The following is a 14,191-nucleotide window of genomic DNA, read 5'->3' as shown; positions in this document are numbered from 1 at the left end:
CGAATAGACTAGCATATTGGCTTGTTATTTTTTTTGAAGATATCTAAACCTATAACAAATAAATTTAAAAGATAAAGTTAATAATAAAAGAATTAAGATCGGTAATATAAATACATAAATATTATTTATATGGCTACCCTTATTAATTATGCTTGAAGTAGCCACACTGGTTAATAACAGTTTGCTTGATACAAAAGTAATAACAAAGCTTATAACCCCTTGGATAAGCTTCCAGAAGGTGTATTTACCCATAGAGATATTATCTTTACTAATAAACGAACTTACTTGTGCAAGTATAGAAAGTCCTGAGAAAGAACATATAAAACTTATCATACTAAGTTTTAAGTTTATAGAAAGAGTAGAGGTTGCAATAAGTTTACAACCATTAGTAAACTCTATACTACCTAAAAATAAAGAATATATAGAATCAATAGGGAAATTTAAAAATGTTTCTAAATTATTAAAGGCAATGTTTATATAAGCATTGCCTTTAATTATGCTTATAATTACTGAAAATATAATAACAAATGCAGATACGTTTAAAGTAGTAGAAATCCCGCTTTCTATTGATTCTTTTAATATAACACCAAAGTTTTTTTCGGTGTACGATGGTAGTTGTGTAGAAGAGCTAGGAAGGTTATTATTTTTTTTCTTTGTTAAAAAACCTACAAAAATTAGAGAAAGATAATTAGCTATAAGCAATATATATCCATAAATAGGGCTTGAAAGCATAGCGGTGCCAATAGATCCAATAAGAAAAATAGGACCAGCATTTGAAGCTATGTTTATTAGCCTTTGATATTCAGTTTTTTTTATGTATCCCATGTTATAGAGATCTGATGAATATTTTGCACCTAGTGGATAGCCACATAAAAAGCTAGCAGCTATTGGAAATGAACAGTTTTTAGATAAACCAAGTGGCTTGCAAAACAAAGGTCCGATCACCTTAGAATAAAGTCTTATCCCATCAAAGGAAATCAAAAGGTTACATATAACTGTAAATGGGAATATAGTAGGTAATATAGCTTTTACAACTAAATCGGCTCCATCTATTGCAGCTATAATGCAACTATCCATATTAATAGCGAATAAAACTATAAGAAAAGTAATTAAAAAGCAAATCAAATAGTTCTTTTTTATGTTTAAAAGTTTTAAAAGGGTAATAATTAAAACAATAATAAAAATCCATAGAATAAAAATATAAAACATAGAATTCCTCCTGTCTTAGGAAGTCTTCAAAAAAATAACTAGTTAGATTCTTTTAGCTCCCTTAATATTTATATGCAAATGGTTACTTATTATTAATGTTTTATTATAGGACCTTTTAAATAATCGCTAAAAGGATTAACTTTAGCATTAAGTAAGGAATAACACTTAGTAGCGGCTATATCTAATTCAAGTAGGGGGTTATCTATATTCTTTGGAACCTTTGTAATTAAAGGAATGGTAGAAGTTTTTTTCATTTCTTTTAAAATCTCTCTGCCTTTATGGTTAAAACCAAGGATTCTCGCATAAAGTAAATCTTTATTAAACAAATTTTTAGAGTTATAAATATCAAGTCCAATAAATATTTGTGTAAGAAGTCTAGAAATTTTTGTATAGGTATATCTTTTACTTTTTATATTTAAAACAAACTCTTCATAAGAGTTACTATTGTATATTTCTTTGATAATTTTATTATCAAGTCCCTCAGAGATTTCTAAAAGGTTGTTAAAATTTATACAATTACTAACTATCCTGTACTTTATGAACTTAAACATTTCTTCTTCAAAGATAAAAGGGTAATCATTTTCCTGTAATTTCTTTAATATTTCATAACTTTTTGGTGGCATATATTTTGCTAATTCATCTGATGAATTAGGATTTTTTAAAGATTCTCTAATGCTCGTAGCAGATGCAAACTCAGAGGATAGATTTTTATCGTTATAAGCTGATCCTTTTCTTTTTAGAGTAATAGGCTTGATCTTACTATTAAGTGATAAAATTGCTTTTATGTATTCTATTCCAAGAATATTATTAGAGTTTTGAAGTATCTCTGATAAAGTCTCGTCTCCTAATACTTTTACTAAAGAAAGTTCTCTTGATTTAGCAAATGTTAGGCCTTTGTTTAAATTTACTTTTAACTCATTTTTAAATTCTAGGGGTTCATCAGTTAAAACACTAGCTATTTTGACTAAATCTTCTACATTTCCGCATTCACTTCCAAAAAAAATGTTATTAATTATGCCTAAAGAGTCAAGAATAGATAATGAGCCTTTTGCAAAATGTTCTGCTGAAGATAAAGCATAAAATGTTGGAAGTTCAATAACTAGGTCTACTCCATTTTCAATTGCCATAGATGTTCTTTCCCATTTATCAATTATTGCAGGTTCACCACGTTGCATGAAATTTCCACTCATTATGCAAACTACGCCATCGCAGCCAGTTACTGCCCTCGCAGATGATAGGTGGTGGAGATGTCCGTTGTGAAAGGGGTTATATTCTGTTATTATTCCGGTAATATTCATAATTACACTCCTTTATGAAAATATAAAAATATTATAACATATTATTAAAAAAGTAAAAGATAGAATGTAAGCCATTACTATTGTAGAAGTTAATTTTGGGTATTTTCAGAAAATTGCTAATATAAAGAATTAAATAGTTGAAGCATTTTAGTGTTGAAAAGCATACTTACTTAGTAGTATATTAGTATATGAAGATATATGTATCTTTATTGAAAGGAGCAATTAATTATGGAGCTTATGAAAAAATTATGGAATGCAGCAAAGGCTGATAAGAAAAGAATCGTTCTTCCAGAAGGTGAAGAAGAAAGAACTTTATCAGCAGCTGAAAAAATTTATAAACTTGAACTCGCTTATCCAATTTTAATTGGAGATGATGAAAAAATTTACAGAAAAGCAAAAGAGATAGGTGTGAATTTAGAGGGGATAGAAATTGTTAACCCAGAAAAGTCAGAAAGACTTGGAGAATATATTAAAGAGTTTTATGAACTAAGAAAAAATAAAGGTATGACAATGGAAAAGGCAGACAAAATTGTTAGAGATCCTTTATATTTTGGAACAATGATGGTTAAACTAGATGATGCAGATGGAATGGTTTCAGGAGCAATTCACACAACTGGTGACTTGTTAAGACCAGGACTTCAAATTATTAAAACAACACCAGGTGTTTCAGTAGTATCAAGTTTCTTCATAATGATGGTACCAGGTTCAAAGTATGGTGAAGAAGGATTATTATTATTCTCAGATTGTGCTGTAAACCCAAATCCGACTTATGAGCAATTAGCACAAATTGCTATAGCTACAGCAGATACAGCTAGAAAATTATGTAAAATAGAGCCAAGAGTTGCCATGTTATCATTTTCAACTATGGGAAGTGCTGACCATGAAACTGTAGATAAGGTTAGACGCGCAACAGAACTTGCTAAAGAATTAAGACCAGATTTATTAATAGATGGAGAAATGCAGTTAGATGCTGCAATAGTTGAAAAGGTTGCTTCTCAAAAAGCACCAAACAGTAAAGTAGCTGGAAGAGCTAATGTTTTAATTTTCCCTGATTTACAAAGTGGAAATATTGGATATAAATTAGTTCAAAGATTTGCAAATGCAGATGCTATAGGACCAATGTGTCAAGGTTTTGCAAAACCAATTAATGATTTGTCAAGAGGATGTAGTGATGACGACATAGTAAATGTTGTAGTATTAACTGCAGTTCAAGCACAAGAACAAAAATAAACCAATAATTTTTAGGAGGAATTTCACGAATGAAAATATTAGTAATAAACTGTGGTAGTTCATCATTAAAATATCAATTAATAGATATGACAACTGAAGAATCTTTAGCACAAGGATTAGTTGAAAAAATAGGAATCGAAGGTTCAGTTTTAATCCAAAAGGTTGAAGGAAAAGATAAATATATAATTAAACAACCAATGAAAGATCACAAAACTGCAATAAAACTGGTTTTAGAAGCGTTAGTTGATAAGCAAAATGGTGTTATATCTTCAATGGAAGAAATTTCATCAGTTGGTCATAGAATTGTTCATGGTGGAGAAAAATATTGTGAATCAGTTTTAATTAATGATGAAGTTATGGCAGATATAGAAGCTTGCGTAAAGCTTGCACCATTACATAATCCAGCACATATAATTGGAATTAATGCTTGTAGAGAGTTAATGCCAAAAACACCTATGGTTGTTGTTTTTGATACTGCATTCCACCAAACTATGCCAGAAGAAGCATTTATATATGCTCTGCCATATGAATTATATGAAAAACATTCAATAAGAAAATATGGTTTCCATGGAACTTCACACAAATTTGTTTCAGAGCAAGTTGCAGAAGTTATGGGAAAAGATATAAAAGATTTGAAAATAATTACTTGTCATTTAGGAAATGGAGCAAGTTTATGTGCTATTAAAAATGGTATATCAATTGATACTTCAATGGGATTCACACCTCTTGATGGAGTTGCTATGGGAACTAGATGTGGAAGTATAGATCCAGCTATTGTTACTTATTTAATAAAAGAGTTAAACTATTCAGTTGAAGATGCAAACAATCTTTTAAATAAAGAATCAGGAGTTCTTGGAATTTCAGGAATAAGCTCGGATTTTAGAGATATAGAAGATGCGGCATTTAAACAAAATAATCGTAGAGCTAACTTAGCTTTAGATATATTCCATTATAAGGTTAGAGCTCAAATAGGGGCATATGCAGCTATTATGGGTGGCGTAGATGCAATAGTCTTTACAGCTGGTGTTGGAGAAAATGGTCCAGAAACTAGAGAAGCATGCTTAAAAGGATTAGAATTCCTAGGAGTAGAAATAGATACAGAAAGAAATGCAGTAAGAGGAAAAGTTAGAGAAATATCTAAGGAAAACTGTAAAGTTAAGGCATTTGTAATTCCAACTAATGAAGAATTAATGATTGCAAGAGATACAGTAAAATTAATATAAGAGTAATTTTATATAAATTGCTTGACTTTTTTAGTTGCAGTTTATATAATAAATTGTGTTTATTGGGTATATATTGTACGGAAAAATTTTTAATACTAAAATTATAGAAATACATATACTAACAGTAAAAGCATTTAATGTCTTAGGACATAATTCGGAGGGTTACATATGATTATAGAATTTAGAGAATTGATGTCTAAAAAAGAAAGAAAAAGAGAAATCAATGTAACTTATGATTTAAAGCCATTATATTTTGATGGTGAAAAGATTACAGCAGAAGCAGTTGAGGTTGTTGGTGAAGTTAAATCAACAGAAGAAATATTAACTGTTAATGCTTCAGTTAAGACAGAGCTTAAGCTTTGTTGTTCAAGGTGCTTAGGAACCTTTATCTATCCAATAGATATTGATATAGAAGAAAGGTTTACGATGGATAAGGAACTTATCGAAGATGAGCAAATTATTTTTGTAGAAGGTGATTCAATAGATATCACCGAAATAGTTGAAAATAGTATTATTTCAACCTTACCTATTAAGAGACTGTGTAAAAATGACTGTAATGGACTTTGTCACCAATGTGGTAAAAATCTTAACGAAGATAGTTGTCAATGTACGACAAATGATGTAGACTTAAGATTGGCAAAGCTACAAGAGTTGTTTGCAAATGAGGAGGTGTAATAATGGGAAATCCTGCTAGAAAAACGTATAGAGCAAAGAGAGATTCAAGAAGAGCTCAAACTTATAAGTTAAGCTTACCTGGAATAGTTAAGTGTCAACAATGTAACGAAATGAAGTTATCTCACAGAGTTTGTAAAAACTGTGGATTCTACAAAGGTAAAGAAGTGGTTGCTACATCAGCAGAATAAAGAAAGTCTTAAGACTTTCTTTTCTTTTATATATAAGAATAAGGGGCGAATTTTATGAAAATAGCTATAGATGGTATGGGTGGAGATAATGCACCAAAAGCTGTAGTGGATGGTGTTATTCAAGCTATAATGGAATATAAAGATATTAAAGTATATATAACAGGACCAAAGGAACTAATTGAAGAAGAATTTAGAAAACAAGAATTTATTAGTAATTGTATAACAATTATAGATGCAAAAGAGGTAATTGAGCCTAATGAACATCCTGTAATGGCTATAAGAAAGAAAAAAGATTCAAGTATATGTAAAGCTTTGAAGTTAGTTAAAGATGGAGAATGTGATGCAGTTATTTCTGGTGGAAGCACAGGAGCATTTCTTGCAGGATGTACTTTAATAGTAGGAAGAATTAAAGGCGTTGAAAGACCAGCTTTAGCACCTATAATGCCAGGTAAAAATGGTAGCTTTATGATAATTGATGCTGGAGCCAATGTAGATTGTAAGCCAAATTATTTAACTCAATTCGCTCATATGGGGAAGATTTACTATCAAGGTGTAATCGGAAACGAAAAACCTTCAGTTGGTCTTGTTAACATAGGAGCAGAAGAAGAGAAAGGTAATGAATTAACTAAAGCCGCATTTAAGCTATTAAAAGAAGAACAAAACCTAAACTTTGTAGGGAATGTAGAACCAAGAGATGTATCGGCTGGTGATGTTAATGTACTAGTTTGTGATGGTTTTACAGGTAATACTTTATTAAAGATGTATGAAGGAGTAGCTTCTACACTTCTAGGTATGATGAAAGATGAAATTTTAACTGGTGGAATAAGAGGTAAACTAGGAGCTTTGCTTTTAAAACCTGTTTTCAAAAGTTTAAAGGTTAAATTTGACTATAAAGAATATGGTGGAGCACCATTCTTAGGCGTGGATGGAATTTGCATAAAAGCTCATGGAAGTTCTGATGCAAAAGCATTTAAAAATGCTATTAGACAAACAAAAGCTTTTTATGATAATGATGTCTTAGCCAAGATAAAAGAAGAACTTCAAAATAATCTATAATTTATATTATAAGAGATATTGACTATAAATATAATATATAATATTATCTTAATGGATGTATTTAGGAGGTGAAAACAATGTTCGAAAAAATTAGAGGAATAATAGCTGATAAGTTAAGCATTAGCGAAGATCAGATTACTATGGAGTCAACATTCTCAGAGGATTTGAATGCAGATTCATTAGATTTAGTTGAACTTATGATGGCTCTTGAAGAAGAATTAGAAACTGAAATTCCAGATGAAGATACAGAAGGATTTTCAACTGTAGGAGATGTAGTTAATTACTTAAAAGCTAGTCTAGAATAATAATAAAATCCCGCTAAGTTAGCGGGATTTTATATTTACTATATTTGGTTTATTCTTGAATTTGTTAGTTATTTTTAAAAATATCCGTAAGCAAATTGAAGAATAAACTCCAAGGAGTGTAATAAAAATGAATAAATTTAATATAAAGGAAATTGAAGAAACTATTGGAGTAAGTTTTAATGAAAATAAGTTACTTAAAACCTCATTAACACATAGCTCTTATGCAAATCAACATAAAGACCAAGAATATAATGAGAGATATGAATTTATAGGAGATGCAATACTACAACTTTGTGTAACAGAATATTTATTCTTAAATTATAAAGAGAAAAGTGAAGGTGAGCTTACTAAAATAAGAAGTTTAATAGTTTGTGAAAACTCATTATATGAAATAGGCTGTAAACTTAAACTAGGATCATTTATTAGAATTAGTAGAGGCGAAGAACTAACAGGCGGAAGAGAAAGAGTATCTATAATAGCAGATGCTGTAGAAGCATTAATAGCTGGAATATATTTAGATAAAGGATTAGAATTTGTTAAAGATTTTATCTTAGGACATTTCCAAATAATAATAAATATGGCGATTAATAATGATATAGTATTAGACTATAAAACTAAATTGCAAGAAGAACTTCAAAAGACTGGAGAAGTTTCTATAGTATATGAGTTAACAAAGTATGAAGGTCCACCACATAGAAGGAAATTCTTTACTACAGTAATAGTTGATAATAAAGAATTCGGAAGTGGAGATGGATATAGTAAAAAAGAAGCAGAACAAAATGCAGCAAAAGAAGCATTGAAAATTCTGGAGGAAGTAAATGAGTAAAAATCATTACATCATCCCAGTTTTTATATCACATCAAGGATGTCCCCATCAATGTGTATTTTGTAATCAAGATAGAATTGCAAAAGTAGTTAATGAGGTAACGGCAAAAGATGTAGTAAAAACTATAGATGAATATTTAGAAAGTATAAATAACAAAAGTGCAACTATTGAAGTGTCATTTTTTGGAGGCACATTTACAGCGATAAATGTTGATAAACAAAAAGAACTTTTAAGTGTTGCCAAAGAGTATAAAGATAAAGGTTTAATAAATAAAATTAGATTATCTACAAGACCAGATGCAATAAACAAAGGTATATTAGATTATTTAAAAGAATATAAAGTTGATGTTATTGAACTTGGAGTGCAATCATTAGATGAAGATGTGCTAAGGCTATCTGGACGTGGTCATGGGGTCTTAGAAGTAGTTAATGCATCAAAACTAATTAAAGAATATGGAATAACATTAGTGCATCAAATTATGCCAGGTCTTCCTGGAGATACATTTGAAAAAGATATTAAAACAGTAAAAAAATCAATAGAAATGAAACCGGATTTATGCAGAATATATCCAGCCCTTGTAATTCGTGATACTCCAATGGAAGATATGTATAAGGATGGACGTTTCACTCCGTATTCATTAGAGGATGCAGTTTCTATATCAAAAGAAATGTATAAGTTGTACAAAAAAGAAAATATACCAATAATAAGAATGGGATTACAACCAACTGAAGCTATAACTTGGGGACAAGATATAATAGATGGACCATTTCACCCATCATTTAGAGAACTTGTTGAAAGTAGTTTAATTTGCGAGAATATACAAAATCAAATAGAAAAAAATGATAATATAATATTAGAGGTTAATTCTAAAGATTTAAGTAAACTATATGCAAATAAGAAAGTTTATTTTAATAATCTTAAACAAAATCATAATGGTCAAATAAATGTAACTATAAATGATAAGTTGAAGATTGGGAAAATAAAGTTAATAGTAGTTAAAAAAATAGAAGATATAATAATCTAGGTGCTTGAAAAATAAATTAAATGGTAAAAAATATAAGGTGGGCATAAATAAAGCCTACCTTATTGCTATTTATATATATATATAATAAAATTAAGGCATCTGAAAAAATAGACTAATATAGCATAGGAGTGATATTTATGAAAAAAGCAACAAGACAAAAAATGATATATGTAATAACAGTTTTTTTAGCAATTATATTTATTATTACATTATTACCAGGCATATTGTTTTAGATAGGGAGTGGATCAATGTTTTTAAAATCATTAGAAATAAGGGGATTTAAATCATTTGCAGATAAAACACAGTTAAAGTTTAAAAGAGGGATAACAGCAGTAGTTGGACCTAATGGAAGCGGAAAAAGTAATATTTCTGATTCAGTTAGATGGGTACTTGGAGAACAAAGTGTAAAAACTCTTAGAGGTGGAAAAATGGAGGATGTAATCTTTGCAGGTACTCAATTTAGAAAAGCGGTAGGACTTGCACAAGTATCCCTTACATTAGATAACACAGATGGAGAGCTTGGAACAGATTACTCAGAAGTAACAATTACTAGGCGTATATTTAGATCTGGTGAAACAGAATATCTTATGAATAATCAAAAATGTAGATTAAAAGATATAAATAATTTATTTATGGATACAGGTATAGGAAAAGAAGGTTATTCATTAATTGGACAAGGTAAAATAGATGCAATATTAAGCGGGAAGCCTGAAGAGAGAAGATCTTTACTTGAAGAGGCTGCTGGTATTGTAAAATTTAAATCAAGAAAAGAAGAAGGCGAGAAGAAGTTATCAAATACAGAAAATAATTTAGTTAGAATAAGAGATATAATTGGAACTTATGAAGAGAGATTAGAGCCACTTAGAATCGAAAGAGAAAAGGCTTTGAAATACAAAAATCTAGCAGATGAGTTAAAAATTAAAGAAGTTTCTACAGTGGTTCAGTACATAAAAAAAGTAGAGAACGAAATTAAAAGTTTAACTGAAGATATAAAAGAACGTAATATTGTTTTGCTAGGAAAAAGAAAAAAGCTAGAAGTTGAAAAAACTATAATTGAAGAATTAGAAGTTAAAATAAATTCTTTAGATGAAAAAAATAATATAGAAAAAAAAGATTATTACTCAAAGAAAGAAGATGCTTCTAAAAGTGTAAATGATATTGAACTATTTAAAGAAAGAATTAAGAATCTTTTAAGTATAATAGAAAAAAATACTAATGAAATTACAGAATTAGATAATAGTGTGAAAATATTAGAAGATGAAAGAATTTTTTTAAAAAGCGAACTTCATGAAAAAAGAAATAATCAAATTGAAAAAGAAGAAAATATTAAAAACTTTGAAAATAATATAAAAACATTAAATATTACAATTCAAAGACTAGAAAAAGAAGTTAACTCTTTAAAAGATGATGAATTTGAACTTTTAAGAAAAACTTCAGAAATTAATAATAGTATAGCTGTATTAAATAAAGATATCCTAAACACAGAAGAGGGAGAAACTTATTTAAGTAATTCATTAAAATCTATAGAAAGTAATATAAGCATAAATAGTGGAACAGCTAAAGGCTTAAATGAGAATATAGAAACTAGTAATTTAGAAAGAGAAGAAATTAAAACATTAATAATAGAGAATAAAAAGAAAATAACATCTTTACTAGGCACTTCTACTAAAAAAGAAGTGAATGTAAAAGAAATTACAAGGATTATTAATAACTTAGAAGGTAAATACACTACACTTTCTGACTTAGAAAAAAGTTATGAAGGTTATAATAAATCAGTTAAGAATTTAATGGATAGAATAGAAAAAGGACTAATATCAAAAGCTAAAGAAGGTACAAAAGTAATTGGTGATATATTTACTGTAGACAAGCAATATGAAATTGCTATTGAAATATCATTAGGGGGAGCTATATCTAATGTAATTACGGAAAATGAATTAATAGCTAAGGAACTTATTAAATACTTAACAGATAATCGTTTAGGAAGAGCTACATTTTTACCTTTAAATATAATTAAGGGGAATAGAGTAATAGTTCAAAGTGAAATAGTTAGTGCTGAAGGGTATTTAGGAATAGCATCAGATATAATTAATTTTGATGATAAATATAAAAATATAATGGATTATTCATTAGGCAGAACTATTATAGCTAGAGATATGGATGCAGCTCTTGAAATTTCAAAGATAGGTAAACATAAGATTAGAATAGTTACGTTAAATGGTGAAGTTATAAGCCCTGGAGGAGCATTAACAGGAGGTAGTATATATTCTAAGAACTCTAATATACTTGGAAGAAAGAGAGAAATTCAAGAGTTAGAATTGTCTATTAAGGATAACAAAGAAAAGTATACTAAAGAAGTTAGTGAACTTAAGGAAATAAAAGCTAGTATTAAAGTTTTAGATGATGAAAATTTAAACAAGCGTGATGAAATTCATGAAAAAAATATTGAAATAACAAGATTTGATAGTGAAATTAGAGGTTTAGAAAGTGAAAGTTTAAAGCTTAAGAGTTCGTTAGAATTATCTATATCGCAATTAAAATATAATAAACAAACACTTTCTAAGTTAAAAGAACAAATAATTAAAAAACAAGAGGAACAAAAAGCTTTTAAAAATAAAAATGTTAATAATAAAGATAAAGCTTTAGAAATAGAAAAAATTCTTAATATTAAAAGAAGTGAAGTAGAAAAGTTTAGAGATGTTTCTATAGAAATTAAGCTTTTAAAAGCAACATTAGATGAATGGATTCAAGGTAGAACAGTAGAATTATCTAGAAAAGACCGAGAAATTCAAGAGAAGAATAATAAAATTGAAACTTTAAATATAGAGTGCAAGGAACAATATAAAAATATACAATACATTGAAAAAAGCATAAAAGAAAAAAATGAATTAATTAAAGTTATAGAATATAGAATTAGCCAGTTAGAAGAGATATTTAAAGAAGCTGAAATAGAAAAAATAACTTTAAAAGAGAAATTAAAAATTAAAGATGGTTTAACTAGTGAATTAATTGATATAATAAGAATTGATGAAAATGATTTAAATAGAAAAGAAATAACAAATGCTAGGTTTGAAAGTGAAAGAGATGGATTATATAAAAAGCTAAATGAAGAATTAAATCTAACTTTAGCAGAAGCAGCTGAAATAGCAGTAGAAATAGAAAATCTTTCAGTTATTAAAGAACAAATTTATAAATTGAAGTCTAAAATAACAGCTTTAGGAACTGTAAATCTTGCATCAATAGCCGAGTATGAAGAAGTATGTGAAAAGTATGAATTTATGGCTGCCCAAGAAGAGGATCTAAATAAAGCAAAAGATGAACTGCTTAAGGTTATTTTAGAAATGACAACTAAAATGCAAGGTATATTTAAAGAAAACTTTAAAATTCTTAATAAAAACTTTAACGAAACCTTTAAAGAACTATTTAAAGGAGGAACTGGGGAACTTATTCTCTCAGATGGGGATGAGTTAACTGCAAATATTGAAATAAATGTTCAGCCACCTGGTAAAAAGCTTCAAAATATTAATCTTATGTCTGGTGGAGAAAAGGTTCTTTCGGCAATAGCTCTATTATTTGCTATATTAAAGATGAAACCTACGCCCTTTTGTATATTAGATGAAATTGAAGCTGCATTAGATGATGCTAATGTTTACAGATATGCAGAATTTTTAACTAGGTTTTCAGATCACATTCAATTTATTGTAATTACTCATAGAAAAGGAACTATGGAAGCTAGTGATATGATGTATGGTATAACTATGGAAGAGAAGGGGATTTCTAAAGTTGTTTCAGTAGATTTAAGCAAAAATAACTAGGAGGACAAATGATGTTTGGAAAACTTTTTGACAATTTAAAATCAGGATTAACAAAAACAAGAGATGCGCTAACAGATAAAATAAATGAAGTATTAAAGTTAGCAGTATCAATAGATGATGATTTATATGAAGAACTAGAAGAAATATTAATAATGTCTGATATTGGCATGGATACAACTATAACTATAATAGAAAGATTAAAAGAAAAAATTAGAAAAGAAAAAATAAATGATATTGATGAAGTTAGACCAGCTCTAAAAGCTGTTATAAAAGAAATGATGTTAGAAGGCGATGAAGTACCAGAAGATAAGAGTGATAAAAAGGTGATTCTAGTTATAGGCGTAAATGGGGTAGGTAAAACTACATCAATAGGAAAGCTTGCAGCTAAAAATAAAAATGATGGTAAAAAGGTGTTGTTAGCAGCTGCGGATACTTTTAGAGCAGCAGCTATTGATCAGCTTCAAGTGTGGAGCTCTAGAGCAAATGTTGATATGATAAGACATAGTGAAGGTTCAGATCCAGCAGCAGTTGTTTTCGATGCTATATCAGCAGCTAAATCAAGAAATGTAGATTTATTGATTTGCGATACGGCAGGTAGACTTCATAATAAAAAGAATCTTATGGATGAACTCGAAAAAATAGGGAGAATAGTAGAAAGAGAATTTGAAGAAGCGTCAAAAGAAACTTTATTGGTTTTAGATGCAACTACAGGACAAAATGCAATAATTCAAGCAAAGCAATTTATGGAAGTGTGTAAAATAGATGGAATTATACTTACAAAACTTGATGGAACTGCAAAAGGTGGTGTTGTTATATCTATAAAACACGCTCTAGATATACCAGTTAGATATGTTGGAGTTGGAGAAGGTATTGATGATCTTCAAGAATTTGATGCAGAAAGTTTTGCAGAAGCATTATTTTAAAAAAATAACTAGGTGTTAAGTGAAAGTACTTGACAGGTGGAAATTATTTTGGTAGAATTTATTTGTGGGTAAGGTGATATTTATGAAAGATCGATTTGAAATTTCAAGGTTAATGGATTTCTACGGATCATTATTAACAGAAAAGCAACGTGGTATTATGGAGCTTTATTATAATGATGATTTATCATTAGCGGAAATTGCTGAAATAAGCAGCACAAGTCGTCAAGCTACCCATGACCTAATAAATAGATGCTATAAACAATTTCTATCCTATGAAAGTAAGCTTAACTTACTTAAAAAAAGTTTGGAAAAAGATAAGAAAATTATAGATCTTTTAGATAATATGAAAAATAAATATTCTCTATCAAAAGAGGATTATCAAGAGTATAAATATACTTTAGAGGATTTATAATCATAGGAGG

Annotated in this window: 13 protein-coding genes; 11 read left to right on the top strand and 2 right to left on the bottom strand. The window is 28.8% G+C overall.

Annotation, left to right across the window (positions count from 1 at the left end; genetic code table 11):
* Positions 1 to 24: 24 nt before the first annotated feature.
* Both ylbJ and J1C67_RS17300 read right to left on the bottom strand, forming a co-directional pair.
* Positions 25 to 1,209, bottom strand: coding sequence for a sporulation integral membrane protein YlbJ (gene ylbJ / locus J1C67_RS17305; RefSeq protein ID WP_167865528.1), 1,185 nt, complete (start codon positions 1,207 to 1,209; stop codon positions 25 to 27).
* Positions 1,210 to 1,301: 92 nt separating this feature from the next.
* The gene (locus tag J1C67_RS17300; RefSeq protein ID WP_167865529.1) at positions 1,302 to 2,507 is read right to left on the bottom strand and encodes a nucleotidyltransferase; all 1,206 of its coding nucleotides are present in this window, start codon (positions 2,505 to 2,507) and stop codon (positions 1,302 to 1,304) included.
* A gap of 228 nt (positions 2,508 to 2,735) precedes the next feature.
* Here J1C67_RS17300 and pta point away from each other — a divergent pair, with 228 nt between their 5' ends.
* From pta to J1C67_RS17245, 11 genes are all read left to right on the top strand, one after another.
* Positions 2,736 to 3,737 (top strand): phosphate acetyltransferase, encoded by a 1,002-nt coding sequence (pta, locus tag J1C67_RS17295; RefSeq protein ID WP_089967888.1) that lies wholly within the window; start codon positions 2,736 to 2,738, stop codon positions 3,735 to 3,737.
* Positions 3,738 to 3,766: 29 nt separating this feature from the next.
* Positions 3,767 to 4,960, top strand: coding sequence for an acetate kinase (locus J1C67_RS17290; RefSeq protein WP_167865530.1), 1,194 nt, complete (start codon positions 3,767 to 3,769; stop codon positions 4,958 to 4,960).
* 168 nt (positions 4,961 to 5,128) lie between these two features.
* Complete coding sequence (locus tag J1C67_RS17285) at positions 5,129 to 5,635, top strand: YceD family protein (RefSeq protein WP_089967882.1); 507 nt, start codon at positions 5,129 to 5,131, stop codon at positions 5,633 to 5,635.
* A 2-nt stretch (positions 5,636 to 5,637) separates the two neighbouring features.
* Complete coding sequence (gene rpmF, locus J1C67_RS17280) at positions 5,638 to 5,823, top strand: 50S ribosomal protein L32 (protein ID WP_089967879.1); 186 nt, start codon at positions 5,638 to 5,640, stop codon at positions 5,821 to 5,823.
* A 54-nt stretch (positions 5,824 to 5,877) separates the two neighbouring features.
* Positions 5,878 to 6,879: a phosphate acyltransferase PlsX gene (gene plsX / locus J1C67_RS17275; protein ID WP_089967876.1), complete on the top strand. Its 1,002-nt coding sequence runs from the start codon at positions 5,878 to 5,880 to the stop codon at positions 6,877 to 6,879.
* A gap of 77 nt (positions 6,880 to 6,956) precedes the next feature.
* Entirely contained in the window at positions 6,957 to 7,184 is a 228-nt protein-coding gene (gene acpP / locus J1C67_RS17270) for an acyl carrier protein (RefSeq protein WP_089967873.1), read from the top strand.
* A gap of 127 nt (positions 7,185 to 7,311) precedes the next feature.
* Positions 7,312 to 8,010 (top strand): ribonuclease III, encoded by a 699-nt coding sequence (gene rnc / locus J1C67_RS17265; RefSeq protein ID WP_089967870.1) that lies wholly within the window; start codon positions 7,312 to 7,314, stop codon positions 8,008 to 8,010.
* Positions 8,003 to 9,034 carry an elongator complex protein 3 gene (locus J1C67_RS17260; RefSeq protein ID WP_167865531.1) on the top strand — a complete coding sequence of 344 codons (1,032 nt, stop codon included), beginning with the start codon at positions 8,003 to 8,005 and terminating at the stop codon, positions 9,032 to 9,034. Before rnc ends, J1C67_RS17260 begins: the two co-directional genes overlap by 8 nt.
* Positions 9,035 to 9,282: 248 nt before the next feature.
* On the top strand, positions 9,283 to 12,846 hold the full coding sequence (smc, locus tag J1C67_RS17255; protein ID WP_167865532.1) for a chromosome segregation protein SMC: 3,564 nt from the start codon (positions 9,283 to 9,285) through the stop codon (positions 12,844 to 12,846).
* An 11-nt stretch (positions 12,847 to 12,857) separates the two neighbouring features.
* Complete coding sequence (ftsY, locus tag J1C67_RS17250) at positions 12,858 to 13,769, top strand: signal recognition particle-docking protein FtsY (RefSeq protein ID WP_089967861.1); 912 nt, start codon at positions 12,858 to 12,860, stop codon at positions 13,767 to 13,769.
* A gap of 82 nt (positions 13,770 to 13,851) precedes the next feature.
* On the top strand, positions 13,852 to 14,181 hold the full coding sequence (locus J1C67_RS17245; protein ID WP_089967858.1) for a putative DNA-binding protein: 330 nt from the start codon (positions 13,852 to 13,854) through the stop codon (positions 14,179 to 14,181).
* The last annotated feature ends 10 nt before the right edge of the window (positions 14,182 to 14,191 follow it).

Source organism: Clostridium gasigenes, assembly GCF_017348895.1.
Lineage (GTDB): Bacteria > Bacillota > Clostridia > Clostridiales > Clostridiaceae > Clostridium > Clostridium gasigenes.
The sequence above is the reverse complement of the archived record's forward strand: the minus strand, read 5'-3'. Positions and strand labels throughout refer to the sequence as shown.

What these genes read in the sequence shown, in the direction of transcription:
- plsX (WP_089967876.1), top strand. Translation starts at nt 5,878, where the DNA reads ATGAAAATAGCTATAGATGGTATGGGTGGAGATAATGCACCAAAAGCT.
- J1C67_RS17260 (WP_167865531.1), top strand. Translation starts at nt 8,003, where the DNA reads ATGAGTAAAAATCATTACATCATCCCAGTTTTTATATCACATCAAGGA.
- ftsY (WP_089967861.1), top strand. Translation starts at nt 12,858, where the DNA reads ATGTTTGGAAAACTTTTTGACAATTTAAAATCAGGATTAACAAAAACA.
- rnc (WP_089967870.1), top strand. Translation starts at nt 7,312, where the DNA reads ATGAATAAATTTAATATAAAGGAAATTGAAGAAACTATTGGAGTAAGT.
- pta (WP_089967888.1), top strand. Translation starts at nt 2,736, where the DNA reads ATGGAGCTTATGAAAAAATTATGGAATGCAGCAAAGGCTGATAAGAAA.
- ylbJ (WP_167865528.1), bottom strand. Translation starts at nt 1,209, where the DNA reads ATGTTTTATATTTTTATTCTATGGATTTTTATTATTGTTTTAATTATT.
- smc (WP_167865532.1), top strand. Translation starts at nt 9,283, where the DNA reads ATGTTTTTAAAATCATTAGAAATAAGGGGATTTAAATCATTTGCAGAT.
- J1C67_RS17245 (WP_089967858.1), top strand. Translation starts at nt 13,852, where the DNA reads ATGAAAGATCGATTTGAAATTTCAAGGTTAATGGATTTCTACGGATCA.
- rpmF (WP_089967879.1), top strand. Translation starts at nt 5,638, where the DNA reads ATGGGAAATCCTGCTAGAAAAACGTATAGAGCAAAGAGAGATTCAAGA.
- acpP (WP_089967873.1), top strand. Translation starts at nt 6,957, where the DNA reads ATGTTCGAAAAAATTAGAGGAATAATAGCTGATAAGTTAAGCATTAGC.
- J1C67_RS17290 (WP_167865530.1), top strand. Translation starts at nt 3,767, where the DNA reads ATGAAAATATTAGTAATAAACTGTGGTAGTTCATCATTAAAATATCAA.
- J1C67_RS17300 (WP_167865529.1), bottom strand. Translation starts at nt 2,507, where the DNA reads ATGAATATTACCGGAATAATAACAGAATATAACCCCTTTCACAACGGA.
- J1C67_RS17285 (WP_089967882.1), top strand. Translation starts at nt 5,129, where the DNA reads ATGATTATAGAATTTAGAGAATTGATGTCTAAAAAAGAAAGAAAAAGA.